This is a genomic window from Providencia alcalifaciens DSM 30120 (genome assembly GCF_000173415.1).
GTDB classification, from domain to species: domain Bacteria; phylum Pseudomonadota; class Gammaproteobacteria; order Enterobacterales; family Enterobacteriaceae; genus Providencia; species Providencia alcalifaciens.
In genome coordinates, this window is sequence record NZ_ABXW01000053.1 from 285,884 (window position 1) to 312,472 (window position 26,589).

26 protein-coding genes and 1 pseudogene are annotated in these 26,589 nt (G+C 41.1%); 9 read left to right on the forward strand and 18 right to left on the reverse strand.

The window, feature by feature from the left end; genetic code table 11:
• Positions 1-25: 25 nt before the first annotated feature.
• The 3 genes and pseudogenes from PROVALCAL_RS14375 to PROVALCAL_RS14380 form a co-directional block, all read right to left on the reverse strand.
• On the reverse strand, positions 26-481 hold the full coding sequence (locus PROVALCAL_RS14375) for an Hsp20 family protein (RefSeq protein ID WP_006661916.1): 456 nt from the start codon (positions 479-481) through the stop codon (positions 26-28).
• 200 nt (positions 482-681) lie between these two features.
• On the reverse strand, positions 682-804 hold the full coding sequence (ymcF, locus tag PROVALCAL_RS20310) for a cold shock small protein YmcF (protein WP_006660043.1): 123 nt from the start codon (positions 802-804) through the stop codon (positions 682-684).
• A 12-nt stretch (positions 805-816) separates the two neighbouring features.
• A pseudogene (locus tag PROVALCAL_RS14380) lies at positions 817-1,005 on the reverse strand (cold shock domain-containing protein); the annotation flags it as partial.
• A 470-nt stretch (positions 1,006-1,475) separates the two neighbouring features.
• Between PROVALCAL_RS14380 and ttcA the strand changes: the two are divergent.
• The gene (gene ttcA / locus PROVALCAL_RS14385) at positions 1,476-2,417 is read left to right on the forward strand and encodes a tRNA 2-thiocytidine(32) synthetase TtcA (protein ID WP_258526530.1); all 942 of its coding nucleotides are present in this window, start codon (positions 1,476-1,478) and stop codon (positions 2,415-2,417) included.
• A gap of 264 nt (positions 2,418-2,681) precedes the next feature.
• Here the strand turns inward: ttcA and zntB are convergent, their stop codons facing one another.
• Complete coding sequence (gene zntB, locus PROVALCAL_RS14390; protein WP_006660047.1) at positions 2,682-3,665, reverse strand: zinc transporter ZntB; 984 nt, start codon at positions 3,663-3,665, stop codon at positions 2,682-2,684.
• A gap of 363 nt (positions 3,666-4,028) precedes the next feature.
• Positions 4,029-5,651: a peptide ABC transporter substrate-binding protein gene (locus tag PROVALCAL_RS14395; protein WP_006660048.1), complete on the reverse strand. Its 1,623-nt coding sequence runs from the start codon at positions 5,649-5,651 to the stop codon at positions 4,029-4,031.
• A gap of 461 nt (positions 5,652-6,112) precedes the next feature.
• On the opposite strand from PROVALCAL_RS14395, the gene tpx reads away from it, so the two are divergent.
• Positions 6,113-6,613 carry a thiol peroxidase gene (gene tpx / locus PROVALCAL_RS14400; RefSeq protein ID WP_006660049.1) on the forward strand — a complete coding sequence of 167 codons (501 nt, stop codon included), beginning with the start codon at positions 6,113-6,115 and terminating at the stop codon, positions 6,611-6,613.
• 123 nt (positions 6,614-6,736) lie between these two features.
• Here the strand turns inward: tpx and PROVALCAL_RS14405 are convergent, their stop codons facing one another.
• From PROVALCAL_RS14405 to pspA, 8 genes are all read right to left on the reverse strand, one after another.
• The gene (locus PROVALCAL_RS14405) at positions 6,737-7,111 is read right to left on the reverse strand and encodes a hypothetical protein (RefSeq protein WP_006660050.1); all 375 of its coding nucleotides are present in this window, start codon (positions 7,109-7,111) and stop codon (positions 6,737-6,739) included.
• 273 nt (positions 7,112-7,384) lie between these two features.
• The gene (locus tag PROVALCAL_RS14410; RefSeq protein ID WP_036962198.1) at positions 7,385-7,813 is read right to left on the reverse strand and encodes a hypothetical protein; all 429 of its coding nucleotides are present in this window, start codon (positions 7,811-7,813) and stop codon (positions 7,385-7,387) included.
• 4 nt (positions 7,814-7,817) lie between these two features.
• A complete protein-coding gene (gene tyrR, locus PROVALCAL_RS14415) occupies positions 7,818-9,383 on the reverse strand; it encodes a transcriptional regulator TyrR (protein WP_039862110.1) in 1,566 nt (521 codons plus the stop codon).
• 233 nt (positions 9,384-9,616) lie between these two features.
• On the reverse strand, positions 9,617-10,672 hold the full coding sequence (locus PROVALCAL_RS14420) for a YcjF family protein (RefSeq protein ID WP_006660054.1): 1,056 nt from the start codon (positions 10,670-10,672) through the stop codon (positions 9,617-9,619).
• A complete protein-coding gene (locus PROVALCAL_RS14425; RefSeq protein ID WP_006660055.1) occupies positions 10,669-12,066 on the reverse strand; it encodes a YcjX family GTP-binding protein in 1,398 nt (465 codons plus the stop codon). The genes PROVALCAL_RS14420 and PROVALCAL_RS14425 overlap by 4 nt, the downstream gene beginning before the upstream one ends.
• Before the next feature lie 89 nt (positions 12,067-12,155).
• A complete protein-coding gene (pspC, locus tag PROVALCAL_RS14430; protein WP_006660056.1) occupies positions 12,156-12,512 on the reverse strand; it encodes an envelope stress response membrane protein PspC in 357 nt (118 codons plus the stop codon).
• On the reverse strand, positions 12,512-12,742 hold the full coding sequence (gene pspB / locus PROVALCAL_RS14435; protein WP_006660057.1) for an envelope stress response membrane protein PspB: 231 nt from the start codon (positions 12,740-12,742) through the stop codon (positions 12,512-12,514). The genes pspC and pspB overlap by 1 nt, the downstream gene beginning before the upstream one ends.
• 71 nt (positions 12,743-12,813) lie before the next feature.
• Positions 12,814-13,479 carry a phage shock protein PspA gene (pspA, locus tag PROVALCAL_RS14440; protein WP_006660058.1) on the reverse strand — a complete coding sequence of 222 codons (666 nt, stop codon included), beginning with the start codon at positions 13,477-13,479 and terminating at the stop codon, positions 12,814-12,816.
• A 285-nt stretch (positions 13,480-13,764) separates the two neighbouring features.
• Here pspA and pspF point away from each other — a divergent pair, with 285 nt between their 5' ends.
• The 6 genes from pspF (at position 13,765) to sapF (ending at position 20,444) form a co-directional block, all read left to right on the forward strand.
• Positions 13,765-14,772: a phage shock protein operon transcriptional activator gene (gene pspF / locus PROVALCAL_RS14445; RefSeq protein WP_006660059.1), complete on the forward strand. Its 1,008-nt coding sequence runs from the start codon at positions 13,765-13,767 to the stop codon at positions 14,770-14,772.
• Between the two features lie 349 nt (positions 14,773-15,121).
• On the forward strand, positions 15,122-16,807 hold the full coding sequence (gene sapA / locus PROVALCAL_RS14450; protein ID WP_006660060.1) for an ABC transporter substrate-binding protein SapA: 1,686 nt from the start codon (positions 15,122-15,124) through the stop codon (positions 16,805-16,807).
• Entirely contained in the window at positions 16,804-17,769 is a 966-nt protein-coding gene (gene sapB, locus PROVALCAL_RS14455; RefSeq protein WP_006660061.1) for a putrescine export ABC transporter permease SapB, read from the forward strand. Before sapA ends, sapB begins: the two co-directional genes overlap by 4 nt.
• Complete coding sequence (gene sapC / locus PROVALCAL_RS14460) at positions 17,756-18,646, forward strand: putrescine export ABC transporter permease SapC (protein ID WP_006660062.1); 891 nt, start codon at positions 17,756-17,758, stop codon at positions 18,644-18,646. Before sapB ends, sapC begins: the two co-directional genes overlap by 14 nt.
• Positions 18,646-19,641, forward strand: coding sequence for a putrescine export ABC transporter ATP-binding protein SapD (gene sapD / locus PROVALCAL_RS14465; RefSeq protein ID WP_006660063.1), 996 nt, complete (start codon positions 18,646-18,648; stop codon positions 19,639-19,641). The genes sapC and sapD overlap by 1 nt, the downstream gene beginning before the upstream one ends.
• Positions 19,638-20,444: a putrescine export ABC transporter ATP-binding protein SapF gene (sapF, locus tag PROVALCAL_RS14470; RefSeq protein WP_006660064.1), complete on the forward strand. Its 807-nt coding sequence runs from the start codon at positions 19,638-19,640 to the stop codon at positions 20,442-20,444. The genes sapD and sapF overlap by 4 nt, the downstream gene beginning before the upstream one ends.
• A gap of 54 nt (positions 20,445-20,498) precedes the next feature.
• Here the strand turns inward: sapF and PROVALCAL_RS14475 are convergent, their stop codons facing one another.
• A complete protein-coding gene (locus PROVALCAL_RS14475; protein ID WP_006660065.1) occupies positions 20,499-21,365 on the reverse strand; it encodes a DUF817 domain-containing protein in 867 nt (288 codons plus the stop codon).
• A gap of 292 nt (positions 21,366-21,657) precedes the next feature.
• Between PROVALCAL_RS14475 and gstA the strand changes: the two genes are divergently transcribed.
• A complete protein-coding gene (gstA, locus tag PROVALCAL_RS14480) occupies positions 21,658-22,272 on the forward strand; it encodes a glutathione transferase GstA (RefSeq protein WP_006660066.1) in 615 nt (204 codons plus the stop codon).
• Between the two features lie 66 nt (positions 22,273-22,338).
• On the opposite strand, the gene pdxY is transcribed toward gstA, so the two are convergent.
• The 4 genes from pdxY to anmK form a co-directional block, all read right to left on the reverse strand.
• Positions 22,339-23,202 (reverse strand): pyridoxal kinase PdxY, encoded by an 864-nt coding sequence (pdxY, locus tag PROVALCAL_RS14485; protein WP_006660067.1) that lies wholly within the window; start codon positions 23,200-23,202, stop codon positions 22,339-22,341.
• Positions 23,203-23,312: 110 nt separating this feature from the next.
• On the reverse strand, positions 23,313-24,587 hold the full coding sequence (tyrS, locus tag PROVALCAL_RS14490) for a tyrosine--tRNA ligase (protein WP_006661929.1): 1,275 nt from the start codon (positions 24,585-24,587) through the stop codon (positions 23,313-23,315).
• A 160-nt stretch (positions 24,588-24,747) separates the two neighbouring features.
• Positions 24,748-25,401, reverse strand: coding sequence for a pyridoxamine 5'-phosphate oxidase (gene pdxH, locus PROVALCAL_RS14495; RefSeq protein WP_006660069.1), 654 nt, complete (start codon positions 25,399-25,401; stop codon positions 24,748-24,750).
• Positions 25,402-25,421: 20 nt separating this feature from the next.
• Positions 25,422-26,546 carry an anhydro-N-acetylmuramic acid kinase gene (anmK, locus tag PROVALCAL_RS14500; protein WP_006660070.1) on the reverse strand — a complete coding sequence of 375 codons (1,125 nt, stop codon included), beginning with the start codon at positions 26,544-26,546 and terminating at the stop codon, positions 25,422-25,424.
• Positions 26,547-26,589 lie beyond the last annotated feature (43 nt).

Sequence of the window (26,589 nt, forward strand, 5' to 3'; positions counted from 1 at the left end):
TGGCGGGTTAAAAAATATAGAAAAATTATTTTGTATCTTTATTTTCAATAGCTATGACCCGAGGTTTTTCTTCTTCCGGGATTTCATATTCAATATTTAATGTTAACAAACCGCTTGATAATTCTGCATTTTCAATTTTTACATTCTTACCGAGATTAAATTCAAGAGAAAACTTATTTTGAGTTATCCCTTGATGAATCCATTTTTCTGAATCATTAACTAATTCAGTTGATTGCTCACCTTGTACATAGAGTTTCCCACCTTTTAAGGATACACTTAACTCATCCTCCTTATAACCAGGAACACTAACAGTTAATTGATAATTTGACTCATTTATTTGTTTTAAATTATATGGATGCTCTGAGGTTAATGGTCGGTTACCTGTTAATTGACTGAATAAACGATCCATTTGGTCAAACCTATTAGAAAGCAGGTTATCAGATAACGCTGGAAATAATGAAAAAGATCTAATGTTAGACATAATTTCTCCTTCAATATCAAAATAAATATCTATTACATAAGCACTATTAGCCAGTATGGATTAATTTTTTATCCTGTTACATCACTTATATAGGATTGCTAGCGAGAATTTCAAGATAATGATTACAATTCTTTACATTTAATATAGGCAGTCATAAAAAATCACCACAGCGAGGTTCTTAAGCATAGCCAGTCAGGTGACTAACATGCCTGAGCTTGCATGGTGCTTTTGCAAAAAATATATTTAGCACCAGAAGGGTTACTTTTTGTTACTTCAAAATGGTACCGTTTGTACTGAGTCCCTTTACAGCAAAGACATCTCATAACGATATCGTCCTAAAGCGCCACCACGTTTGCCGCAGCTGGACCTTTTGCACCATTCGCTACTGAGAAGCTAACTTTTTGTCCTTCGTTCAGCGTTTTGAAGCTATCACTTTGAATTGCAGAGAAGTGTACGAACACATCTTTGCTTCCATCTTTAGGAGAAATAAAACCAAAGCCTGTAGATTCGTTAAACCATTTTACTAAAAAATGTCATTGTATTAGACATATTGAATTCCTTTAGATTTTAATTGTTGCCACACGGCATATAGATACGATCATTATTTTAATCATCAATATGAATCGAAAATGTACTTAACATAAAAAACATAACATACTGATAAATATTTATTTTTATGATATAGCCTCCTGATGCCGTCTTATTATCATCCCACTTAATTTGCCTTCAAATCGATAATAGTATGATCATAAGATAGAACCTTTTTTGCTTACTAGTATCGAAAGCCCCCTACCATCTGCTATCATTGCTGGCTTAGAGATTTCTTTACCGTGAATGTTTTTTAGCTTTTTGTCTGTGAATTTTTATTAAACTCTGACATATCAGTCTTATTCAATGTCTTACTACATGAGTCAGAGTAAGACTGGGTTAATTCGGAAACAACGAGAACGACAAAAAACCAAAAAACATATACTTTTCAAAAAATTAAATAGCAATCAGAAACAAGAAAGAACAACCGAGAATGACGACTAATAAAGAGCAATATAACCTAAATAAACTCCAAAAAAGAATCCGCCGTGATGTTGGGCAAGCTATCGCCGATTTTAATATGATTGAAGATGGTGACCGCATCATGGTTTGCCTATCTGGGGGAAAAGATAGCTACACCCTACTGTCTATTTTGCAAAACCTGCAAAAAAGTGCCCCAATTTCATTCTCTTTGGTCGCGGTAAACCTAGACCAAAAACAGCCTGGCTTCCCTGAGCATATTTTACCGGCTTACTTAGAGGAACTCGGTGTTGAGTATAAAATCGTTGAAGAAAATACTTACGGTATTGTGAAGGAAAAAATTCCTGAAGGAAAAACGACCTGCTCTCTGTGTTCTCGTCTGCGCCGTGGTATTTTGTATCGTACAGCAACAGAGATAGGTGCAACCAAAATCGCATTAGGTCATCACCGCGATGACATTTTACAAACACTGTTTTTAAACATGTTCTATGGCGGAAAATTAAAAGGCATGCCACCAAAGCTCATGAGTGACGACGGGAAACACATTGTTATCCGCCCTCTGGCTTATTGCCGTGAAAAAGATATTGAGCGTTATGCGAAAGCCAAAGCATTCCCTATCATTCCTTGTAATCTGTGCGGTTCTCAGCCTAATTTACAACGTCAAGTGATTAAAGAGATGCTCCGTGATTGGGATAAACGCTATCCTGGTCGCATTGAAACCATGTTTAGCGCAACTCAAAATGTTGTTTCCTCGCATCTGTGTGACACTGAACTTTTTGATTTTAAAAATATCTCTCATGGAGATGCCGTGATCAATGGCGGCGATATGGCTTTTGACCGCGAAGAACTACCGACTCAGCCAATGATGGATGAAGATGATCAGCCCGACTATAACGCTGACCGTTTAGATGTAATTGAAATTAAATAAGATTACTCATAATTATCCCACTACCTCTATATAATAGGGGTAGTGTCAGATTTTATGCAAAAAAAAGCCGATGTAAGAGACATCGGCATTACAGTGGTCAATTATTCTGTATAAGAACTCAATATGAGAAAAACTACAATTATGGAGCACAACGTTCATCGCTCAACGTTGCATTCACCTGCGGGAGTAATATTGCCTTAAAACCCTATTCACTTTATTGATTTATCTCAAACTAGTGCCCATTATCCAGAATAATTCACCGTCTTATAACCATCGACTTCTTTTTAACCACCAGAACACTGTGGCAATCAAACCCGCGAGTAACAAGCAGAATGTACTGAAGGCAAACTTGAACTCATTACCCGGGATCCCCCCTAAATTCACACCAAATAAACCGGTTAAAAACGTGGTGGGTAAGAATATCATTGCCATTAATGACATAGTATAAATTCGGCGATTCATCATTTCTGTCATCATGTTCGTAATTTCGTCAGACATAATCGCAGTGCGCGCAATAAAACCGTCTAGATCTTCAATACAACGCCCGAGTCTGTCCGATATTTCTTGCAAACGACGTCTATTATTTTCATCCAGCCATAATAATTTTTCGGCCGTTAACCGTGAAAACATATCTCGTTGCGGTGCCATATAACGGCGAACAACAATAATTTGTTTACGCAACAGGGCTAATTCCCCTCTTTCCGGAATTTCGCCATGCAATATCACATCTTCCATTTCAATCAATCGTTCGTGAAGAGAATCAGTAAAATCACTAATTTCATCAGTCATTGCATCCGTAACATCAGCAAGCCATTCTCCTGTGCTTTGAGCACCTACACCTTCTTTTAAATCATCAATAACCGAATCCAATGAATGAACACGTCGATGTCTACATGAAACAATCAAACGGCTATTCATGAAAATGCGAAATGCCACTAGCTGCTCTGGACGCTGACCTGTCGTGTTATTTAATGTCTGCAATGTGAGTAACACACCATCGCCAATACGCACCATACGCATACGATTCATTTTACCAGTCAGTGATGATTTCACTTGGTCATTAAATAAATCAGTCTGTTGGATCCAGCTAGCGGTCTCTTTATTTTTATAATCGTAATGCAGCCAAAATGGAGATTGCTGTGTCGCATTTGCATTTAAATCGATAGGAAGAACCCCGCCATTCCCATCTAACTGAAAGGCATGAACAGGGCTAGAGTGTTGAAATTGCGATCCATAGGTCGACGCCATGCAAATATCTCCATAAATTGAAAAGTAAGGTATTTTTAGTTGATTAAAGGGAATATTGCAATGATTTCAATAACAAAATAAAAATACAAAGTTTAATTTAGTGTTAAACAACAGAAAATAAAAGCATTAAAATAAGATGGTGTGCAGGATTTATAGCTCAATGAAATTTCTCAATTTTTGCTAGGGAGATCCCATTCGATTGACACAAATTAGCAATAAAACCGCAAAGTTTTTCCCTATTATTAGCTCTGTAGTGTTTATTCCTTTTTGGTCCTCCTTCTAACTCTCCAGTGGAAGGAGTTTTTTTATTTTAGGACCGCAAAAAGTTTAGCCAGCACGGTGGGTACTGGCTAAATATCATTGTTAATGCTTAATAATATAGAAGCTATGGCTGTATGCCACATCCTCTGGATTTTCAATCGGATAACCTTTCAACCACGGCTTAATCAACCGTGCATTCGTGTATTGGTAGATTGGCGCAATTGGCGCTTCTTTAGCAATAATCGCTTCTGCTTGATTATAATAGGCATTACGTTGAGCATCATTGGTTTCAATACTTGCTGACGTCATTAATGCATCATATTGCGAGCTATTAAACTTAGGAATATTGCCATTATGTTGAGATGTCAGGAGCGATAAAAAAGTCGATGGCTCATTAAAATCCCCAATCCACGATGCGCGGATCACATCAAAGTTTCCGGTGTTACGGCTATCAATGTAGGTTTTCCACTCTTGGTTCACTAACTTAACCTGAACCCCTAGCTTCTTCTTCCACATAGAAGCAATCGCAATCGCAATTTTTTGGTGGTTTTCCGAACTATTATAAAGCAATGTCAATTCCAAAGGGTGAGCTTCACTATACCCTGCTTGTTGTAACAATATTTTAGCTTGTTGATCCAACTCTTTTTGCTTATGTGACTGATACAGTCCTTTCTGGGGCTTGAAACCTGCGGTGACATCAGGTGTAAAATGATAAGCGGGTTTCTCACCAGTGCCTAATACTTTGCTGGCAATCAGTTGTCGGTCAATCGTCATAGATAATGCCTGACGGACTCTCACATCATTTGTCGGTGCTCGCTGAGTATTGAATGCGTAATAGTAGGTACCTAATTGGTCAGGCGTAAAAACTTCATTCGGAATATCTTGTAATAATTTTTGATAACGCTGTTTCGGGAAGGATTCAGTAATATCTAAATCACCCGCCAAATAGCGATTGGTTGCATGAGACTCTTGGTTAATCGGAACAAAGGTGACCTTTGTGATAACGGTATTTTTATGATCCCAATAATGCGGATTTGGGGTTAGTACGATTTTTTCATTCACAACGCGATCATTCAGTTTAAATGCACCGTTTCCAACCAAATTTCCCACTTTTATCCAATCTGCGCCATATTGTTCAACGGTTCCACGATGGACAGGAAACAGGCTAAAGTTAGCAGTTAATGAAGGAAAATAAGGAACTGGCTTATTTAAGACAATTTTCAATGTGTGCTTATCTACTGCTTCTACTCCTAATTGCTCTGGAGGAAGCTTTCCATCAATAATATCTTGCGCATTATTAATACCAGCCAGTGCAGCAAACCAAGCAAATGGGGAAGTATTAGCGGGAGTCACTAAACGACGCCAGCTGTAAACAAAATCTTCGGCGGTAACGGGTTCACCATTCGACCACGCAGCATCAGGACGTAATTGAAAAATCCAAGTTCGGTTATCATTGGTATGCCAATTTAATGCCACTCCCGCGATTGGCTGACCGTGATTATCTTGATTAACAAGACCCTCAAATAAATCACGCATGACTTGAGCTTCTGTAAGGCCAACTGATTTAATTGGATCTAATGATGCGGGTTCATCTTTAAGATGGCGCACAACTTCTTGATTTTCTGCTAAAACAGTACCTGCGGGAATGGTCGCGCTGAGAGTAGATGTAGAAAGAAAAAGTGACGAAATGAATACAGCTAAAGAGGTCAATGAACGTTTATGCATATTATTATTTCTATCTATTAATCAAAAAGAAGGTAACTCAACAGTAAAAACCATTGAGCTTTGATGAATTCATCCATTAAAAACCGCTAAATTCATATTTAGTAAGTCAACGCTCTCCCAATGATATCCAGTAAACCATTGACTTGATTATCGGTTTAAAATTAGCTTTCGCCTCATCATATAACAAGTAAAACACGGCACAAAGCGCTCTTTTTATCCCATTGAATATGGTATTTTAGGATGATACATAATAAAAAACATAAACTCTTAATAGAGCTTATTAATTGTATACTGCGGCGTCACCTTCTTGTTTATCATACTGAGAAGCTGACAATGCAATTGGTCAATAATAGAATGTAAAAACAACAGTTCAGAGCGTGAAATTACGTAATTTTTTGATTATAAATATTACTTTCTCATTTCATCCTCTGCAGCTCAACCTATAAACGGGAGAAAAACGAATGTCACAGACAGTTAAACTCAAAGGCAACAGCATTTCACTTGCAGGTACATTTTTACAGGCAGGTTCACAAGCGAAACCTTTCACTTTAGTCGCTAAGGATTTAAGCGAAGCAACTTTAGAAACGTATAAAGGTAAACGCAAAATTCTGAATATTTTTCCAAGTGTAGATACCGGTGTTTGCGCTGCCTCTGTACGAAAATTTAATCAACTAGCAAGTGGTTTAGATAACACCGTTGTTTTATGTATTTCTGCTGACTTACCTTTCGCACAAGCTCGCTTTTGTGGTGCTGAGGGTTTAGACAACGTCGTTACATTATCTGCATTCCGTAGCGATTTCGCAGCAGATTACGGTGTTGAGATGACAACAGGACCATTAAAAGGCTTAACTGCACGTTCTGTCGTGGTATTAGATGAGAATGACAAAGTCATTTACAGCCAGCTAGTTCCTGAAATTACCGAAGAACCTGATTATGACAACGCGCTAAATAGCCTGAAATAATCTCAATTTATGCTGGACCACAATCACCGATACTTTCAGTGATTGTGGTCTTTTTTATCGACAGGTATTTACGAATAATGTTGACGGGTAGCATTGACGTTTACGAGGTTTACGCAGCACGTTTTAATCAACATGAGCCCAAAATAGCCGTTTGTGATTTTTCGCGTTAACGACATTAGTAAAAATCATGTTTTCCTTCATCATACTCACTAATGAGTGTGACAGAGTACTTAATACTCGCTGTGCTTGCTCTTGTGTAACAGGGCAACAAGAAGTGAGAATATCAATAATCAAATCCCGTGGTTTATCCCCATTTTTCACTAGTGCTTCCCACGTAAAACGGGTCTTTTTGGCTAAATAATTTGCCGCTGCCTTATTCATTAAATAAAGTTCTGCCGCAGCATTGGCTGATTCAAACATATCACCTTGATAGTGACTCTTAGACATATACTCACGTAGCTTGAAATTGACAATAAAATTAATAGTGAATTGTTCCATTGCAACTCCTTGAAGGTATAAAACCAGCGTTGCTATTATTCATAATCAATGCACAACTTAAGCATTTATTTATCATTAACTGAGAAAGTAAAATGGCGTTCACCATTTTTATAGCAGAAAAAATCACCAGCACGCAATGATCAAAGCATCGCTTTTTAGGTAAAGAACATGAAAATTTGGGTTAATCGAGTTAGCTCACTAAATTATTTGCGCTTATGTTTAATTTAGTGAGCGTTTTCATTGGATGGGCTTTACAAGTTGGGAGCGGTGCCACTAATCTGGAAAGTACCGTATTTCAAGCAAAGTGTCTTTCTTGTCTTGAATAAACTGGAGATAGGTTTCTCCTCCTGAAAAACTTTGCTCAATTTCTAATTTATTCTCACCACTCCAACGGTAAATAATCGACAGGCAATTATCATCAGAGCAAATCACTTCCTTGTTTTTATTGGGTTCTAATTTCGCCTCTAAAAACTGTTTATCCTCACCGAGCAAGTCACGATATTCTTGATAAGCGCTAAGCAATGAACGATCAGAAAAATGGCACTGAGTTAACGCACCATTTTCATACACGTCATCCATTGTTTGTACTGCATTTTTGCAAAGTTTATCAATCAATTTATTGTTTGGTTTTTCTTGTGCGAAGCTGTTGACGCTCACGCTCATTAATATGCCGATCACACTCAATTTTAAAATATTCTTCATCGCGTTAGTCTTGCTCTTTCTTAGTGCTGAGACCATATTCTCTCAATTTATTTGCAATCGCAGTATGAGAAATATCTAAACGTTTTGCCAATTTTCTTGTGCTCGGATAATCACGATATAGTCTTGCTAATACAGATGCTTCATAACGTTTGGTAATATCATCCAGCGAGCCATTTAATGTATCTAAAGCAATCGCAGGTGCATTAACTGCATCCGGTAATTGAACATCGCCCACATCCAGAATATCGCCATTGAATTGCGATAACCCTTGATATAATGCATTCCTCAATTGTCTAACATTGCCTGGCCAGTAATAAGAATTCAGTGATTCAATTAATGCTGGTGAAATTTTAGGTTCAGCAATATGTAATTCTTTAGCAAAGTTAGCCACAAACATTTTAGTGAGCGGTTTAATATCTTCACTGCGCTCTCTTAATGGTGGAATAGTCAATGTCAGTACATTCAGGCGATAATAGAGATCTTCACGGAATTTTTTCTGTTCGACTAATTCGGGTAAGTTTTTCTGTGTCGCACAGATCACTCGCACATTTACCTTAACTTCATGCTCCTCACCGACACGTCGGAATGTGCCATCATTCAGGAAACGTAGCAGCTTGATTTGCATTTGAGGCGACATCTCGGCAATTTCATCCAGTAAGACAGTTCCACCGTTTGCCTGCTCAAAAAAGCCTTTTTTCCCTTCAATAGCATTTGGATAGGCACCCGCAGCATATCCAAATAACTCACTTTCGACGACATCATCTGGCAACGATGCACAATTTAATCCTAAAAATGGCGCATTGCCGCGAGCACTGTGTAAATGGCACGCTTTTGCCAAAATATCTTTACCTGTTCCCGTTTCACCGACTAACAAAAGTGGCTCATCAAGCATTGCAACACGTTTGGCTCGCTCGATCACTTGAACCATAGCAGGGCTAACCGCAACAATTTGGTTAAATCCACGGTTATCCACATCAACTTCTGTCGCTTGCTTACGCTGATTTTCCAATATAGCGACCGATTTGAGGAGAATAACTGCGCCTGTGCAGTGAAATTTTCCGTCTTCATCCGCTAGAATGATTGGTGTGACCTGCATTAAATAGTCACTTCCTTTTACAGAGACTCGCTCGGTATAAGGCTCAGGTGACTCCCGCTCAAACCAACGATGTAGCCCATGATTAGGAATTAACTGCGAAAAAGATTTTTGTTTGATTTTGGTTTCATCAACCCCAAATAACTGCAAACTCATTGGGTTAATCAATTCGATATTCAGCTTATTATCAATGGATAATACAGCTTCAGGGAATGAGTTAAGCAATGCCCAAACAGCTCTATGCTCACGCTCTGATGGCATAAAGTAGATACGACGTACATCAATCACTCCATTAATACGGCGGATCTCTGCCATTAACGTGCTAAAAACCTGAAAATCGACAGGTGCAAAATTCAGATAAATTCGACGTTGAGCTGAAATTTCGATACCTTTTAAGTCAATGTTTTGTAGGACTAAAAGATCAAGTAATTCACGCGTTAAACCGATACGGTCTTGGCAGGTCACTTCGAGGCGCATGATGAAACCTTCTGTAGAGAACATAATTCTTGATATTTTAGCGTTAATTAGGTCAGTAATACAGTATTCGTGTCACATATTGTTGACACCCATCTAGTTTCTAAGAAATATCAGTCCGAGTTTTTTCTTAGACAGCAGGGTTGTTGATTAAACAAACAGGAAAAGTCTCTTTTAGAGGGGATAGGCAGGATGTGATTAAACTGTCAACTCATCCTGCCAGCTATATTTACAGCTTATGAATTATCTTTCTTTGTGGGGATCGCGTTTTTCAACTGCCCAATTAATTGGCGGCGGAAATCGCCTAATCTTGGCTTATCGCCTATCCATGGTAATGGACGACATAGCTCCATCGCCTTGATACCAAGTCTAGCCGTCAGTAACCCAGCCCCTATTCCTTGTGCCGCTCGAGTCGAGAGCCGCGCGGTAATATCCTGAGACAGCCAGTCCATACCCACTTCACGAATAAGTTCGGATGCACCTGCAAATGCAATATTAATCAGTACCATACGAAATAAACGAATTCGGCTATAATACCCAAGTTCAATACCATAAATTGCCGCAATGCGATTAATTAAACGAATATTGCGCCATGCAATAAATGCCATGTCCACAATCGCCAATGGACTGACTGCAATCATTAATGCAGATTCTGCCGATGAACGGCTAATCTCTTTGCGTGCTTGTTCATCCAAAATTGGCTGCACTAATTTACTATATAGCTCAATCACTTCCCTATCGTTATGGGAGTCATGAACGGTTGCTTGCCAACTCTGAATGGCGGGATGCTGCATCGGTAATGCGGATTGCTTGGCTAGCTTCTCACAAAATGCCTTACCCTGCCCCATTCCATGGCTATGAAGCAATTCCCGTGCATAATCTCGCTCTTGAGCTCTCTCCCTGAGTCGATATAAACGTCTCCATTCACCAACCACAGAGCCAACACCAGCCACGACAATCAGTCCGCCCGCAGCAGCCGTTCCAAGTGCAGTCCAATCTTGGGTAATCCATGATTGGTGGATCCAAATACCTAATTGAGCAACAACGCTTACGCCAAAAATACCCGCTGCAGTCCCAACCAGTTTTCGCCAAAAACTGCGCTTAGGTTTGAGTGCGTCATTGATCAAGCTTTCAACTTCACCGTCTTGGCTATCTTGCTCTTCCTGTATATCGACTGGAATAAATTTTTCAAATGCACTTTCATCAAAAGTTTGCGCTTGTTTTAACGACTCCATAGCAGGTTTACCTGCTTTATCTGCAAAATCCACACGTTGTTTTAGAGGTTCACTCATTTCAGTTTATCTCCTAACAAAAATTCCAGCGCACTGTCCATTCGGATATGAGGCAAAGGTTGGTCTAACGGCGTTGGACGAGGGCGGAAATTTTCAAATTGGAAGCCCTGCTGTTGCCAGAACTGTTCATTTGGCAAACGCTTAGGCACATCTCCTGGGTAGAAAGTCAGTGGCTGACCATCACTAAGACGTTCGCCTTTCAACGCCGGTAATTTTTCGCCTTTATAATCGACAATACCGCTTTCCGTTGCTTGAATTGACGCAAGCCCAACACAATCCATGCTGATACCTTCAAATGCTGCATTTTGCCATGCATCTTGGACTAGTTGTTGTAATAACGAGACCAAATTAGCATGTTGGTCGGGTGTAACATGATCGGATTTACTGGCTGCAAATAGAAGCTTATCAATACATGGGGAAAACATCCGTCTAAGTAATGTGCGTTTTCCATAATGGAAGCTGCGCATTAACTGTGTTAACGCCATCCGCATATCATTGAATGCGTCTGCACCGCTATTTAGGGGCTGCAAACAATCCACCAGCACAATTTGACGATCAAAACGTTGAAAATGGTCTTTATAAAACCCTTTCACCACATGGTCACAATAGTATTGATAGCGGCGCTGCAACGCACCAATATTGGTGTGTTTATCCGCTTGCACTAACTGTTTTTCACCATATTTTTCAATGTTTGGCCATGGGAAAAACTGTAATGCAGGTGCACCCGCGAGATCTCCCGGTAAGACAAACCGACCAGGTTGAATAAAGTGCTGCCCTTGACGCTTACATTCATGTAAATATGCAGTGTAAGCATCCGAAATTTCAGCTAACAAGTTCTCATCTACGGGCGCTAATGGGTCACATTTTTCGCAAAGCTGTAACCACTCATTAGCGAGTTCAGCACGCTTGCCTTTCAGCAGCACCTTCATTTGGCTAGACCATGTTAAATAGTTCAGATCCAGCATAGGTAAATCCAGTAACCACTCTCCCGGATAATCTACAATCTCCAAATACAAGGAGGAGTTATCTACGAAATGACGAACAAATGAGTCATTTGAACGGTAATGCAGTTTTAAGCGAATTTCGCTGACACCTCGAGTTGGCGTGGGCCATTGAGGCGGATTCCCATACAGTGAGGCAATACCTTCATCATAAGCAAAACGAGGAATAGACATATCGCGCTGAGGGATACGTTTAACGCCTAAAATACGTTTGTCTCTTGCCGCAGAAAATAGCGGGAGACGCGCACCTGTCGTGGAATTAAGGAGTTGATTGACGAGAGAAGTGATGAATGCAGTTTTGCCACTACGGCTTAGCCCCGTAACAGCAAGCCTTACATGGCGATCAACGCTACGGTTCATTAAGTCAGTTAATTCATTTTGTAGCCGTTTCATAGTGCTCCTAATTCTCGCTCTCCCAATAAAAATATAATGGGAATACAGTTATTAAACTCTATTCCCATTTATGTGATGGTGCAAATCTGTTATAGGTGACGAAATTTACTGTTCACGGTATAAGTATCCGAGGTCACATAGCGTTCCATTTGACGCAACTTCATTTCTCCAGCTTGTAGCTGTGCATCAATTTGGTTTAATAGTGTCGTCACTTCAAGACCAATGTCTCGTTCACTGCGATAACCACTTGGCGCAGCTTCAACAAAAAAGCACATCACCACATACACAATTAAGGTCAATCCAAAGCTCATAAACAGGGCGAGTACTGCTAATGCTCTGACCAAAGCAACCGGTAACTCTAAATAGTCAGCGAGACCGGAACAAACACCACCAAAAACCCGTTTATCCGTTAAGCGATATAACTTACGGTTGCGTAGATTAGTCATTATTTTTGCCTCCAATTTGGATGCTCGGCATCTAAAATATCTTCAAGCGTTTTAATACGTTGCTGCATACGAGATGACTGTTCAGCCAATTGCATTAAACGTTGCACTTCATTCTCAGTAAGCTGACTTCCCTGCCCGTTATTTTTCTTACCATAATGGAGCCACAACCAAATTGGCAGAACAAAAATGACAAAAATGATTAATACGAGAGACAATAAAACGTAGCCCATCACATTTCCTTATTTATGGTTATTTAGCCTAGCGCACTGGCGCAGAAATACTGCGCCTTGCGTGTTTAATATTATTCGTCTTTGTTAATTTTAGCTTTAAGCGCGGCTAATTGTGCACTAATTTCATCATCCGCTTTTAACTCAGCAAATTGCTGTTCTAAAGAGCGTTGTTTACCAATACCGTAGCTTTGCGCTTCGCCTTCCATATGGTCAATACGGCGCTCAAACTGCTCAAAACGCGCCATCGCTTCATCCAGTTTACCACTATCTAACTGGCGACGAACATTGCGGCTTGATTGCGCAGCTTCTAAACGCACTGTCATTGACTGCTGTTTTGCACGAGTTTCTTGCAATTTATTTTCTAATTCAGTGATTTCACCTTTTAAGCGAGTCAGTGTTTCATCAACAATAATCAGCTCATGTTTTAAGGTATCGACCATGGCGCTGACTTTTTGCTTTTCAATCAATGCCGCACGCGCTAAATCTTCTTTATCTTTAATGAGCGCTAATTCCGCTTTTTCTTGCCATTCAGCAATTTGCTTTTCACCCATTTCCACACGACGCTCTAAGCTTTTTTTCTCCGCTAACGTACGTGCTGATGTGGAGCGAATTTCCACTAACATGTCTTCCATTTCCTGAATCATCAGGCGAATCATTTTCTGCGGATCTTCAGCTTTATCAAGCAGTGAAGCAATGTTGGCATTAATGATGTCGGCAAAACGTGAAAAAATACCCATAATTTATATCCTCTTGATGGATGTTATCTTTCTGTAGAGCCTCAACCCGATGTTGGCGTCCAACCAATACGTGATGCTCCATGAATATAAAATTGAAATTATTAAACCGATAATTATTTCAATTTAAATCTTTTACAACTCTAAAATAGCAAGCAGCGTGCCAACTTTTCAATTATCAAATAACATATTGAAAATAAACAAAAATAAAATTTTATTTTCTATTGATGACCATTTACACTATAGTTAAAAGCAGGTGAAATTAACCAACACTTGGTAAAAAAAACCATGAAAGAAACTAACAATACTATCATTGGTGTTTCCAGCAATTTCCTCGATGTTCTCGAACGAGCCTCCGAACTTGCAAAACTCAATAAGCCTGTGCTCGTCATTGGTGAACGAGGAACGGGTAAAGAGCTCATCGCCGATCGTCTTCATTATTTATCCCCACGCTGGCAAGAGCCTTTTATCTCCTTAAATTGCAGTGGACTCAATGAGAACTTACTGGATTCTGAATTATTCGGGCACGAAGCAGGTTCATTTACCGGCGCACAAAAGCGCCATCAAGGTCGCTTCGAACGTGCGGACAAAGGGACGCTGTTCCTTGATGAGCTCGCAACGGCTCCTATGTCTGTCCAAGAAAAGCTCTTACGAGTGATTGAATATGGCGAGCTAGAACGTGTCGGGGGAAGCCAATCTTTAAAAGTGGATGTTCGCTTAGTGTGCGCAACCAATGCCAATCTTCCGGAGCTGGCACGTAAAGGCCGATTTCGCGCAGATTTACTCGATAGGCTTGCCTTTGAAGTCCTGCGTATACCACCTTTACGAGAGCGCATTCCAGATATTCTTTTGCTCGCTGAGCACTTTGCGATTGGCATGATAAGGGAGTTAAAACGTCCTTATTTCACGGGGTTTTCTGAAAAAGCACAACAGACTCTCATGCAATATGCTTGGCCGGGTAATATTCGTGAGCTTAAAAATGTGGTGGAACGATCGGTATATCGTCATGGAGAAAGTGACCAACCTGTCGATACGATTATTTTAGATCCGTTTGGGGAAAAACTTGCCGAACTACATGATGCCGCCCCGTCCTCATCAGCCCCCCAAGAAGCGCACCTCTCCTTCCCTTTTGATTTACGCCAATGGCAATTGGAATCGGAAAAAAATCATGTTAAAGCAGCACTACGTCACGCGCATTTTAATCAGCGTAAAGCCGCTCAGTACTTGTCACTCAGCTATGATCAATTTCGAGGATTGATAAAAAAACATCAAATTAGCTTAGAAGGCGGCGATTGAGCAAAAAAAAAGCCAGCACCCGAGCTGGCTATACAAATAAAACACTGGAAGCAATGTGAGCAATGTCATGCCTTGTCTGCAAAAGCTAAGCACTTAGGAGACGAATTTAATGATAATGGTTATTAGTATCATTTGTAAAGCTTTTTAATGCGATTATTTCTCATTAAGATTAGATACAAAATAACTCTTTATTTTATAATTAATTACGACCAAGTTGATTCTCATTTACATACATTAACTTTCGTTTCAATTGATATTATGAACAAAATATCACCACAAATTTTGCTTATACCCAGTAACCCTATTTTTACGCTACAATAAGGCAATTCAGGTCAACTACATTAGATCTATGCGCCTTTTAACTCTTTGGTTTTTATTTACTGTTTCTCTGTCAGCATTGGCTGAGCAAACAGACATAAGCTACAAAGACACCATTGCCAATGATGTCCCAGCAGATATTCGCCAAAATGGCTTCATTTACTGCGTCAATGGCATTGTCACTACATTTAACCCACAACTTGCCAGTAGTGGGTTAATTATTGATCCCCTTGGTGCACAACTGTATGACCGCTTGCTCGATGTTGACCCATTTACTTATCGATTAATTCCCGAACTAGCCTCACGTTGGGAAGTGCTGGATAACGGTGCCACCTACCGGCTATACCTCAGAAAAGACGTCAAATTTCAAACTACGCCTTGGTTTACACCAACACGCAATATGAATGCTGATGATGTGGTTTTTAGCTTTTCACGCATGTTCGAAACGAGTAATCCGTACCATTTTATTAATGGTGGACGTTATCCTTATTTTGACAGTTTGCAATTTGCGAGTAGTGTCGAAAGCATAAAAAAATTAAATAATTATGCTGTTGAGTTTCGCTTAAAATCCCCCGATGCTTCCTTTTTGTGGCATTTAGCGACTCACTATGCACCGATTTTATCTGCGGAATATGCAGATACACTCTCTGCGAGCAATCACCAAGAAATGATTGATTGGCGCCCCGTAGGGACAGGTCCATTCTATTTTGATGATTACCAATCTGGGCAGTTTGTCCGCTTATTGCGTAATAAAGATTATTGGAAGGGAGAACCTCGTATGGAGGAAGTGGTCGTTGATATGGGGGCCGGTGGTACTGGGCGCATATCAAAACTGCTCACAGGGGAATGTGATGTTCTTGCTTACCCTGCTGCCAGTCAATTAAAAGTCCTACGTGATGATCCTCGCCTGCGTATTTCCATGCGCTCAGGCATGAATATCGCCTATTTAGCCTTTAATACCAGCAAGCCTCCACTCGACCAACTCAAAGTTCGCCAAGCCATATCCTATGCAATTAATAATGAGCGACTCATGCAATCCATTTACTATGGCACCGCAGAGACGGCTTCATCCATTTTGCCACGCGCTTCTTGGGCGTTTGATAATCAAACAAAAATAACTGATTACAATCCAGAGCTGTCGAAGCAGATGCTACAAGAAATGGGATTAGAAAATTTGAAACTTGAGCTATGGGTTCCTGTTGCATCACAATCCTATAACCCAAGCCCTTTAAAAATGGCAGAGTTAATTCAGGCTGATCTTGCACAAGTAGGCATTGTCATGAGTATCCGCTCGGTTGAAGGTCGCTTCCAAGAAAATCAGTTAATGGATCGTTCTCATGATATGACATTGGCGGGTTGGACAACCGACAGTAATGACCCTGATAGCTTCTTTCGCCCTCTGCTAAGTTGTGCCGCAATTGGTTCACAAACTAACTTAAGCCATTGGTGCGATACACAATTTGATGAGGTTTTACATAAAGCCCTTCTGACCCAAGAGCTGGCTGATCGCATTGATTACTATCATCAAGCACAGAAGATTCTCGCTGAAGAATTACCCATTTTACCCCTAGCTTATTCACTGCGTTTACAAGCTTATCGTTTTGATATGAAAGGATTAGTGATTAGCGCTTTTGGGAACACCTCATTTGCTGGGGTTTATCGTGAAATGCAAGAACCGAAAAAAGTAGTACCTAATAAGGCGGAGCAGCAGCCATGATCATCTATTCTTTGAGGCGACTGCTACTTTTGCTAGTGACTGTATTTTTTCTATCACTGGTCAGCTTTAGCTTAAGTTATTTCACACCCAATGCGCCACTCAGTGGTGCATCACTCATTGATGCCTATATTTTCTATTTCGATGGTTTATTGCATTTCGATTTTGGGGTCTCCAGCATTAATGGTGAACCCATTACGGACCAACTTCAAGACACATTCCCAGCCACGATGGAACTGTGCATTCTCGCTTTTTTATTCGCGTTGTTTGTGGGCATCCCACTTGGAATGATCGCCTCATTTTGGCGTAATAAACCCGTTGATATCGCAATCAGCACCTTTGCCTTACTTGGGTTCTCCGTACCGGTTTTCGTTTTAGCTTTGGTCTTAACTCTATTTTTCTCTCTCCATTTAGGCTGGTTACCTGTTTCGGGGAGAATTGACCTGCTTTATAACCTAAAGCCAGTCACTGGATTTGCGTTAATCGATGCATGGATTTCGGGATCACCATATCGTAAAGATATGATTATCAATGTATTAGAACACATGATCCTGCCTGTAGTCACACTCGCACTGGCGCCAACCACTGAAGTGATTCGATTAGTTCGTATTAGTACCGATGAGATAGCCAGCAGTAACTATGTCAAAGCTGCCGCCACGAGAGGGCTTTCCCGATTTAAAATTATCCGCCGCCATATTTTTCATAATGCTATCCCACCTATCATTCCCAAATTGGGTCTGCAATTCTCCACGATGCTAACATTAACGATGGTGACAGAATTAGTGTTTAACTGGCCTGGATTAGGACGTTGGTTGGTTACCGCAATACGCCAAGGGGATTATTCCGCAATTTCTGCAGGCGTCATGTTGATTGGCGCATTGGTGATCACCGTGAACGTATTATCCGATATTTTAGGTGCGATGATGGACCCATTAAAGCATAAGGATTGGTATGTCCTCAGATAATTTTTATCGTGAACAAAAAATGCCATCCCCAACACGGGTGGTGTGGAATATTTTTTCCTCCGACGTCCTAGCAATGATCGGCTTTTTTGGGGTGCTTTTTTTAATCATCCTCTGTTTTGTCGGTCCCTATTTAGCGCCTTATGCCATTGATCAACAATTTTTGGGATACCAAATTACGCCGCCATCATGGTCTCATTATGGTGAAGTTGCCTTTTTCTTTGGAACTGATGATTTAGGTCGCGATATTTTAAGCCGCTTACTCATTGGGACAAAATCAACCTTCGGCTCTGCTTTGTTAGTCACCATAATTGCAACAATTGTTGGCTTAGTTTTAGGTTGCTTAGCTGGGATGACTCGTGGTCTTAAATCCGTAGTGTTTAACCACGTTCTCGACACCTTGCTATCCATTCCTTCTTTGTTGCTCGCCATTATCGTGGTCGCATTTATGGGTGCCAGTTTGACCAATGCCATGCTGGCGATTTGCCTTGCTTTGATTCCACGTATGGTGCGCACAATTTATGTTGCTGTTCATGATGAACTTGATAAAGAGTACATTGTGGCAGCACGCTTAGATGGCGCTTCAAACATCTTTATTTTGTGGTATACCGTATTACCGAATATCACGCCGATTTTAGTCACTGAGCTGACGCGTGCGCTTTCAATTGCCATTTTGGATATTGCTGCTCTAGGCTTTTTAGACCTAGGCGCTCAACTTCCATCTTCCGAGTGGGGCGCCATGCTTGGGGATACGTTAGAGCTCATTTATGTTGCACCGTGGACCGTGATTTTGCCCGGTGTGGCGATAATGTCGAGTGTCTTGTTTGTAAACCTACTAGGTGATGGACTACACCGTGCGATTAATTCGGGGGTAGAATAATGCCATTACTTGATATTCGTAATTTAACGATTGAGTTTATGACCGCCAATGGTCCCGTTAAAGCCGTTGATCGGGTATCTATGACCCTCTCTGAAGGTGAAGTTCGTGGCTTAGTTGGCGAATCGGGTTCTGGTAAGAGCCTCATCGCGAAAGCCATTTGTGGGATCACCAAAGATAATATCCGTGTCACTGCTGACCGTTTTCGCTTTCAAGATATCGACTTACTTAAGCTTAGCCCGCGCAAGCGGCGTCAACTGATCGGGCATAACATATCCATGATTTTCCAAGAGCCGCAATCGTGTCTTGATCCCGCGGCTGATATAGGAAAGCAGTTGATTCAATCCATTCCCGGCTGGACATATAAAGGACGTTGGTGGCAGCGCTTTAATTGGCGTAAACGCCGCGCAATCGAATTACTACACCGAGTGGGTATCAAAGATCACAAAGATATTATGCATAGCTACCCTTATGAGCTAACTGATGGCGAATGCCAAAAAGTGATGATCGCCATTGCTATCGCCAACCAACCGCGCTTATTAATTGCAGATGAACCAACTAACGCAATGGAATCCACCACACAAGCACAAATTTTCCGTTTATTGGATAAATTAAATCAAAACAATAATATGGGAATTTTGCTCATCAGCCATGATATGGAAATGATGTCTAAACTGGTGGACCGCATTAATGTGCTGTATTGCGGTCAGACCGTGGAAAGTGCAACACCTGAAGATATTTTACAGCGTCCTCGTCATCCTTATACACAGGCATTGATCCGTTCTATTCCTGATTTTGAAAGCCCAATTCCCCATAAAGGCCGATTGAATACTTTACCAGGCGCAATTCCATCATTAGAACATTTACCGATTGGCTGTCGCCTAGGTCCTCGCTGTCCTTATGCTCAACGTACTTGCATTGATGCGCCACCACTACGCAGTATTAAGGGTCATCTGGTTGCCTGCCACTATCCCCTGAATACGGAGGAGCAACCATGATGGAAACGTTACTTGAAGTGCGTAACCTAACCAAAACTTTCCGTTTTCGTGAAGGACTCTTTCGCCGCCACGAATTGCAAGCCGTTAAGCCCCTGAGTTTTAACCTACAGGCGGGACAAACTTTGGCCATCATTGGAGCAAACGGCTCAGGTAAATCAACCCTTGCCCGTATGCTTTCAGGCGTAACGGAACCGTCTGGTGGTGAAATTCTTATTCGTGGTCATCGACTCAGTTTTGGTGATTATAGCTATCGCAGCCAGCGTATTCGCATGATATTTCAGGATCCAAGCACCTCCTTAAATCCGCGACAGCGTATTGGGCAAACACTGGAATTGCCGTTAAAATTGAATACCGATTTAACGGGAATTGAACGGGAACGACGGATTATCCAAACGCTACGCCAAGTCGGTCTGCTCGCTGATCATGCTGAATATTACCCACATATGCTAGCATCTGGTCAAAAACAGCGAATCGCCCTCGCCCGCGCATTGATTTTACAGCCAGAAATTATTGTTGCTGATGAAGCACTGGCTTCCCTTGATATGTCGATGCGCTCGCAGATCATTAACTTGATGCTCGATTTGCAAGCTAAGCAAGATATTGCTTATATCTACGTGACTCAGCATTTAGGTATGATGAAACACATTAGCGACAAAATGCTGGTGATGGATAAAGGCGAAGTGGTTGAGCGAGGTAATACTGCAGAAGTTCTCGCAGCGCCACTCCATGATGTGACTCGTCGCCTCATTGAAAGCCACTTTGGTGAGCCATTATCCATTGATGCATGGCGGCAAGATTTGTAATCACAGAAAATGCGAGCGAGATTCACTTGCTCGCATTTCACGAAAATCGGGTCTCTAGCGAGCGATTGAAACACAGCTTTTGATATGTTTGAGATGCACCACAATAGTAAAAGTGACGATCACCAACAACGACCATGCCCCCCATTTTCCTGCATGCACCATCGACCATGCTCCAATCTGGTTTGGATATTGCCAAACACCGAAGAACGTCCCAAAATTCTCCGCCAGCCAAATAAAGAAGCCAATTAGCATAAATGCAAGTAACAGTGGCATTTTTCGCTCTTTATCCAATGGGGTGTAAAACACCATGCTGCGAGCATATAAGCCAAAAATAAAGGCAGTCAAATACCAGCGATAATCATCAATATAATGGTGGCTGAAAAAGTTAATGTAGATTGCCAAGGCCACTAAAGTTGCCATCCAGTAAGGCGGATAATGTTCAATCCTAACGTTAAAAAAACGCCAAGATTGAATGATATAACTGCCTACCGCTGCATACATAAACCCCGTAAATAACGGGACACCCCATAATTTAGTATAAGCATCATCAGGATACTGCCATGAACCAATCGTCGCAGAGGTTTTAAATAATTCCATCATAAACCCAACTAAATGGAACACGCAGATAGCTTTTAATTCATCCCACGTTTCTAATTTCGCCCACACCAATAACGCTTGAAATAACACAGCAAAAATCAATAAAACATCATAGCGAGGAACACCCAAGATCCCTTTTGCTGGTACTAGGAATAGTGCTAAAAAGAAAAAACCTGCAAACAAGCAAGAGCGCGCATTAATCAAACCAAAAAACCAAAACTCAAGAATAAAGCGTTTGAATCCTTTACTATTATTAGGTTTGTGCGCCATCAAAAGAGAGTCAAGCTTGGTAAGATGGTTCAATATGTGAGAAACGGATGCCATTTTAGCCGCTCATAAAATGTAGTCGGAGGGGTTGAGGGATAACCTCAATACAATGCGCGAGAGTATAACAAACTACTCTCAGATACCCACCCTGTAACAATCTTAATTTCAGATGATTATCAATTGGCTAGATGGCCAGCTCCTCGCTGCTCACTTATCGTAAGAATCACCTATTTTTACCGATTTTAAATATTGAGACTAATTCCACATCCTTTAGCAATTCTCTTTTTGAATCTAGTGTATACTTGGTGGAACAATAAAGATGATTATTCTATGACTTAGGAGTTTTATAATGAAATTGTATTACGCTCCCGGTGCCTGCTCACTCTCCCCTCACATCATTCTGCGTGAAGCAGGATTAGATTTCAGTATTGTTCGTGTTAACTTAAAAGAAAAAATCACAGAAACGGGTGAGAACTTCTTAGCAATTAACCCTAAAGGTCAAGTCCCTACTCTCGTTTTAGATGATGATGAACAATTAACAGAAGGCGCAGTCATTGTTCAATATATTGCGGATCAAAACCCAAACAGAAATTTAATTGCACTGCCGGGTTCAATGAAACGTTATCATCAGTTAGAAGCGTTAAACTTCATTTCTACCGAACTCCATAAGAACTTCGGACCATTATTTTCCCCTGGTACCCCAGAAGAATATAAAGATGTTGTCCGCGCAAATTTACTGAAGAAATTCCAGTATGTGAACGATGTTCTGAAAAACCAACCTTACTTTGTTGCCAAAAGCGATTTCTGTGTCGCTGACGCATATTTGTTTACTGTCACTAATTGGACCCGTTTGGTCGGTGTTGATATCAGTGGATTGAGCCATCTGAATGAATATTGCGAAAAAATTGCTAAACGACCAAAAGTTCAAGAAGCATTAGAAGCAGAAGGATTACTGAAAAAGTAATCACCCACAAATAACCATTTATACAAAAACAGCGCCAATGGGCGCTGTTTTTATTTACAATCTCAATTAATCTAACTGAGTTGCACAGAACTTATGTTGAGGATTAACCATCAAATCTTGAGCTGCAACTAATTGAAGCTCGTATTCACCCATTTCTTTAGTTTTCAACATTACTTCATAAACCGCCGCGGCAACATGCTCTAAGCCTTTATTTAATGGCTCGCCTTTCAAGATATTGACCAACATTAGACCGCTAGTTAAATCACCAACCCCAACAGGTTGCTTTTCACCAAAATCCACTAATGGACGGCTAACATGCCAACTATGTTCTGCAGTGACTAAAATCATTTCAAAGCGATCTGCACGATAACCCGCTCGGCTCAAATGCTTAACTAATACTGTTTTAGGACCTTGATGGCATAACTTACGCGCCGCGTTCACCGCTTGCTCAACCGTAGTGATTTTTTCATTCGCTAACGTTTCTAACTCTAATAAGTTAGGCGCAATAACATCACTCGCCGCTAATGCTTGCTGGCAAAGAAACTCAGCCACTCCGGGGGCAACGATACACCCTTTTTCTGGGTGTCCCATAACAGGATCACAAAAATAGAGTGCTTGAGGATTTGCAGCTTTAACCTTTTTCACAATTGCCAGAATGTCACTACCTTGTTCAGCGGAGCCAATATATCCACTTAACACGGCATCACAGATTTCAAGCTTATGAATCTTTGCTAATCCCTCAACAATATCCGTCAAGTGTTGAGCGGGAAATACAGAACCTGTCCATTGAGGATATTGTGTATGGTTGGAGAATTGAACTGTGTTAAGTGGCCACACATCTACGCCCATACGGCACATAGGGAATGCAGCAGCACTGTTTCCTGCATGGCCGAAAACAACATGGGATTGAATTGATAATACGCTTTTCATTGGAAACCCAGAGAATTGTTATGTCGAATGAAGAGAAATCAGTGAGTAGCCATTGCCAATATGAATAGCCCGGAGATTTCCGGGCTCAATATTACAAAGGTTCGTCAGAGCTATTTCCAGTTAATTAAGCAGTCGTTCTTCTTACCGCGGCGGATAAGGGTATAACGGCCAAATAAACGGTCAGCATCAGTAAATACATACATTGGTTCAGTTTGTTTTTGACCATTGATAGATACTGCATTTGAGCTGATTGCGGTTCTAGCTTGACCACGGGAAGGAGCCAGCTCTGAATCAACTAATGCTTGCTGAAGATCTGCGCCGTCTTCAAGGGCGATGCATGGAATACCATCTTGCGCCAATTGCTCGAAGTCAGCCTCAGTTAAATCAGATACCGCACCAGAGAATAGGCTTTCAGTAATACGTTTTGCTGCTGCAAGACCCGCTTCGCCGTGAACTAATTTAGTCACTTCCTCTGCTAATACATACTGTGCTCGAGGTGCTTTGCCACTATTTTTGTCTTCTTCTTCCAATGCATCTATTTCGCTTAATTCCATGAAAGTAAAGAATTTCAGGAAGCGATAAACGTCAGCATCTGCTGTATTGATCCAGAATTGGTAGAATTTATATTGGCTGGTTTTCTTTGGATCTAACCAAACTGCACCACCTTCAGTTTTACCGAATTTAGTACCGTCAGTTTTGGTGATCAGAGGAACGGTTAAACCAAATACTTGGTTTTGGTGTAAACGACGTGTTAAGTCGATACCGGAAGTGATATTTCCCCATTGGTCTGAACCACCAATTTGCAGTTCAACACCCATCTCTTTATTCATATTCGCAAAGTCATAACCCTGTAACAGGTTATACGCAAACTCAGTGAAAGAGATGCCGACATCATCGCGGTTTAAACGCTGTTTAACGGACTCACGATTAATCATTTGGTTAACAGAGAAGTGTTTACCAATATCACGTAAGAACGTCAGTACGTCCATTTTGCCAAACCAATCATAGTTGTTAGCTAGACGTGCGCTGTTTTCACCGCAATCAAAACTAAGGAATGGTGAAACTTGGTTACGGATTTTTTCTACCCACTCTTGAACGGTTTCTGTGGTGTTTAATTTACGTTCAGTAGCTTTAAAGCTCGGATCGCCAATTAGACCCGTTGCGCCACCAACCAACGCCACAGGCTTGTGCCCGGCTAGTTGGAATCGTTTTAAACACAGCAAAGGAACCAGATGTCCCAAGTGCAAGCTGTCAGCGGTAGGGTCGAAGCCACAATAGAGAGAGATAGGGCCCTGCGCCAGTCTCTCTGCTAACGCATCCTCATCCGTTACCTGGGCAACGAGGCCCCGCTCTTGCAATTGTTTAATCAGGTTATTGCTAGACATCAATGACTCCATCGGTTGAATTTTGTCTATCTATTTTAATATTAAAAATGGACAAAGTGAGACAACGCTCAAAGGCTTGCCAATATGATTTGTCAATTTTCTTAAACGAGGCTATAGCATAAAGCGCATATCAATTAAGCGCCAGCTAAAAAACCATTTATTACGGGGCTAATCGGTCAATTACCCAACCATCCCCTTCTCTTTGGTATAGAAAGCGGTCATGCAGGCGGTGAGCACCACCTTGCCAAAATTCGACACTATTGAAAACAACACGATATCCCCCCCAAAAACTGGGTAATGGAACCTCGCCATTTTGGAATTTCTGTTTAAGTTCTAAAAATTTCCCTTCTAGGATCCCTCGCGCTGAAATTCTCGAAGATTGCGCCGATGCCCAAGCCGCAATTTGGCTATCTTTTGGACGACTATGGAAATATTTCAGTACTTCAATCGGGCTCAATCGCTCAGCAACTCCCGTAAAATGAACCTGACGATCCAATTGATACCATGGGAAATGCAGGCTGATTTTATTGTTATGCTCTAAATGCTGCGCTTTACGGCTACCTAAGTTGGTATAAAAAACTAACCCATCTTTATCAAAATGCTTTAATAACACGATTCGCTGATAAGGCTGTCCGGTTTCATCGACGGTTGCTACACACATTGCGGTAGGATCGGTTAACCGTGCTTCGCAAGCTTGCTTTAACCAACGCTCAAAAAGCGGAATCGGATCAGGAGTTAAATCTTTGCGTCTCAAGCCACCTTTTGTATATTCACGTCGTACCGCGGCAAGATCGATCTCTTCAAGCTCGTTCATTTTACTGTCCTTTATAGCGGTTATTTTTTATCTATATTAGCAGGATATATCGCACCTAATACGCTATCTCTGCTGGCACCAGTGACTGAGGCAAGGCTACCGGATAAACCTGAAATTGTGCGGGCCGCAAGCCATGCAAACGCGAGTGCTTCCATATCATCGCCACTCAGTCCATATTTATCGCTGGGTGCCACTTCAATACCCGGTAATAATGTCGCTAACCGCAACATTAAGAATTTGTTCTGAGCGCCACCACCACACACTATCAAACGTTCACAGCCGCCGCATAATTTAACTTGATCCACAATAGATACAGCGGTTAATTCACACAATGTAGCTTGAACATCCTCAGGTGATAACAATTGAAAATGCGCTAGATGCTGCTCCAACCATTGCATATTAAAATATTCACGCCCAGTACTTTTTGGTGCTGAACGTTTAAAGTAGCCATCATTAAGCATCATGTTCAATAGTGCTTGATTCACCGTACCCGTCTTTGCCCATTCTCCATCTTTATCATAGGCTTGTTGCTTATTACGCCAGACCCAAGTATCCATTAGCATATTGCCAGGCCCTGTGTCATAACCTTTTACATAAGCATTTGGGAGTAATGCGGTAACATTCGCTATTCCACCAATATTGAGCACAATTCGTTTTTCAGTGGGATGCCCTAATACCGCCAAATGGAATGCAGGAACTAATGGCGCACCTTGACCACCGTAAGCCATATCTCTACGACGAAAATCACCAATTGTAGTGATTCCCGTTAAGGCTGCGACTCGATTGTTATCACCAATTTGCATAGTAAAGGGGGTTTCGCTATCAGGTTCATGCCAAACCGTCTGCCCATGACAGCCAATAGCAATAATATCTTCAGAAGATAAACCCGTTTGCTGAAGAAGCTGATTAATGGCATTGGCATATATTGTGCCGAGTTCTCTGTCAATTTTCCCTAGTTCAGAAAGTGTTGTTTCCTGCCCTTGGCAAATATTTAGAATCCGCTTTTTCAATTCGATAGGAAATGAGGCACTCAAGCTCGCTTGTTCCGCAACAAATTTATCATTTATTGCAGCTAAAACGACATCAACACCATCTAGGCTAGTTCCTGACATAACACCGATATAGCGACCTGACTTAATCATCATTTATTCCCTTTAACGTGCCTATTCACTTGATGAGATAAACTAC